This is a genomic window from Streptomyces milbemycinicus (assembly GCF_002154605.1).
Classification (GTDB): Bacteria; Actinomycetota; Actinomycetes; order Streptomycetales; family Streptomycetaceae; genus Streptomyces; species Streptomyces milbemycinicus.
Genome location: NZ_MUNE01001034.1, coordinates 1 through 2,279, shown reverse-complemented (window position 1 = coordinate 2,279; position 2,279 = coordinate 1). Strand labels below are relative to the sequence as shown.

Annotated in this window: 3 protein-coding genes; 1 reads left to right on the top strand and 2 read right to left on the bottom strand. The window is 70.3% G+C overall.

Translation table 11 applies throughout. The annotated features are described in order from the left end of the window. Positions 1-622: hypothetical protein (locus tag CCN51_RS50670; protein ID WP_086861190.1), on the bottom strand; the 622-nt coding region annotated here is incomplete at its 3' end. Positions 623-864: 242 nt separating this feature from the next. Beyond that, on the bottom strand, positions 865-1,914 hold the full coding sequence (locus tag CCN51_RS50665) for an LLM class F420-dependent oxidoreductase (protein WP_014181014.1): 1,050 nt from the start codon (positions 1,912-1,914) through the stop codon (positions 865-867). Between the two features lie 127 nt (positions 1,915-2,041). On the opposite strand from CCN51_RS50665, the gene CCN51_RS50660 reads away from it, so the two are divergent. Continuing rightward, on the top strand, positions 2,042-2,279 hold a 238-nt coding region (locus CCN51_RS50660), incomplete at its 3' end, for an aldo/keto reductase (protein WP_211303342.1).

The window sequence follows — 2,279 nt, the reverse complement described above, 5'->3', positions numbered from 1 at the left end:
GGCCCATATGGGCCATGACGGCGAGGCTGACGTCGCGGTGGACCCGCGCTTCGACGAGTGCGCACTCCTTGAGAGCCCGTTGGATGGTCCGGCCGTGCCCGGCGGCGGCCAGGCGCAGCAGTTCCTCATGGCAGTAGGCGAGGTGGTTGTCCTCGTCGTTCGAGATCATCCTGACCGCGCGGCCGACGAGCGGATCGTCCCCGAAGTACCGGCACAACATCGCCATCTGGGCGGAGGCCCGCTGCTCGGTGACCCGGCTGTGGACGAGGTAGGTGATGATGTCGTGCTCGATCAGCGGTTCGTCACGGCGCAGCTTGTCGTGGGCGAGGCCGATGCCGCGCGCTTCGAGCAGCATGGTGTAGTCGGTCTCGCTCGGGACCTCGACCGGTTCGAGGCCGCGCCGGCGCAGCAGGGCGTTGAAGATCCTGCCGTGCTTGTCCTCGTCCGCACCATGCCGGGTGATCTTCGGGGCGAGGGCGCGCTGGCTCTCCGGGACGAGGGCGGCGATCCTTCCGTTCTCCCAGCCGCCCTGGGCCTCGCCACTGGCGGCGATGGAGCAGAAGAGCCGGAAGGATTCATCGTTGTCGATGATCTCCTGGAACAGCCTTTTCGCCGACAGCATCTCCGCCACCTCCGTGCCCGGCGTCGCACGACCTCCGCGCAGCAAAAGTCAAATGCCGTGCGTCGGCGGCGGCAACAGGTGGGGCGTCCGGCTCCGCCGGACGAGGGACCGCGCGGGCGTCCGCGCGGTCGCGTAACCGCGCGGGCGCCGAGGCGTTGTGCCGGGTGACGGCCGTGGCGGGGAAGACACCCCGAGCCCCCACCACGGCCGTAGGGCTTCCCGGACGTCCCGGGTGCTTCCTCCTAGGCCAGCCCCGCTCGCTCCAGCGCCTCGACGCCCGTACGGAGCCCCGCGATCCGCTCTTCGAGGGTGAAGCCCGCAGGGGACAGCGACAGCGTGGTGACCCCCGCCTCGGCGTACGCCTGCATACGGTCGGCGATGCGCTCGACGGGGCCGAGCAGCGCGGTGGAGTCGATCAGCTCGCGCGGAATGGCCGCGGCCGCGCCCTCCTTGTCGCCGGCCAGGTACTTCTCCTGGATCTCGGCGGCCTCCTTCTCGTACCCCATCCGCTGCGCCAGCTTGTTGTAGAAGTTCTGCTTCGCGCTGCCCATGCCGCCCACGTACAGCGCGGTGTAGGGGCGGAAGACATCGGCGAGGGCGCCGATGTCCTCGCCGACCGCCATCGGGACAGTGGGCACCAGGTCGAAGTCGTCCATGCTCTTGCCCGCCTTCTCCCGGCCGGCGCGGAGCGCGCCCAGGGTCGTCGCCTCGGCGTGCTCGGGCGAGAAGAAGACGAGCAGCGCGCCGTCGGCGATCTCACCGGTCTGCTCGAGGTTCTTGGGGCCGATGGCCGCGATGTACAGCGGGATGCGCTCGCGCACCGGGTGCACGGTGAGCTTGAGGGGCTTGCCCGGGCCGCCGGGCAGCGGCAGGGTCCAGTTCTCGCCCTCATGCGTCAGGCGCTCGCGCGACATGGCCTTACGGATGATCTCCACATACTCGCGGGTGCGGGCCAGCGGCTTGTCGAACCGCACGCCGTACCAGCCCTCGGAGACCTGCGGCCCGGAGACGCCGAGCCCGAGCCGGAAGCGGCCTCCGGAGAGCGAGTCGAGGGTCGCGGCCGTCATCGCCGTCATCGCGGGCGTACGGGCCGGGATCTGGAAGATGGCGGACCCGACGTCGATGCGCTCGGTCTGTGCGGCCACCCAGCTGAGCACGGTGGCGGCGTCGGAGCCGTACGCCTCGGCGGCCCAGCAGACCGCGTAGCCGAGGCGGTCGGCCTCCCGGGCGACCGCGAGGTTGTCCGCGTCCATCCCGGCGCCCCAGTAGCCGAGGTTGATTCCGAGCCTCATGCCGCACCCCTTACCGATCAGTAACGTCCTTGTTGCCCGGACTCTAGCGCGCCGCGTCCGGGTACGTCAGGACCGGGTTATCCACAGGCCGACACGGTTCGATCTCCGGCCAGTAATCTCAACGTTCATGGAGCTAAGGCACCTCGGCCGCACGGGCCTGCGCGTATCCCGGCTCGGGCTCGGCACGCTCACCTGGGGGCGGGACACCGAAGAACACGACGCCGCGGATCAGCTCAAGGCGTTCTGGGAAGCGGGCGGGACACTCGTGGACACCGCCGATGTGTACGCGGACGGCGGCGCCGAGTACCTTCTGGGCCGGCTGATGGAGGGCCTTGTGCCGCGCCGCGATCTGCAGATCGCCACCA

Excerpts from the sequence above, each read along its gene's own strand:
- CCN51_RS50665 (WP_014181014.1), bottom strand. The coding sequence starts at position 1,914 with ATGAGGCTCGGAATCAACCTCGGCTACTGGGGCGCCGGGATGGACGCG.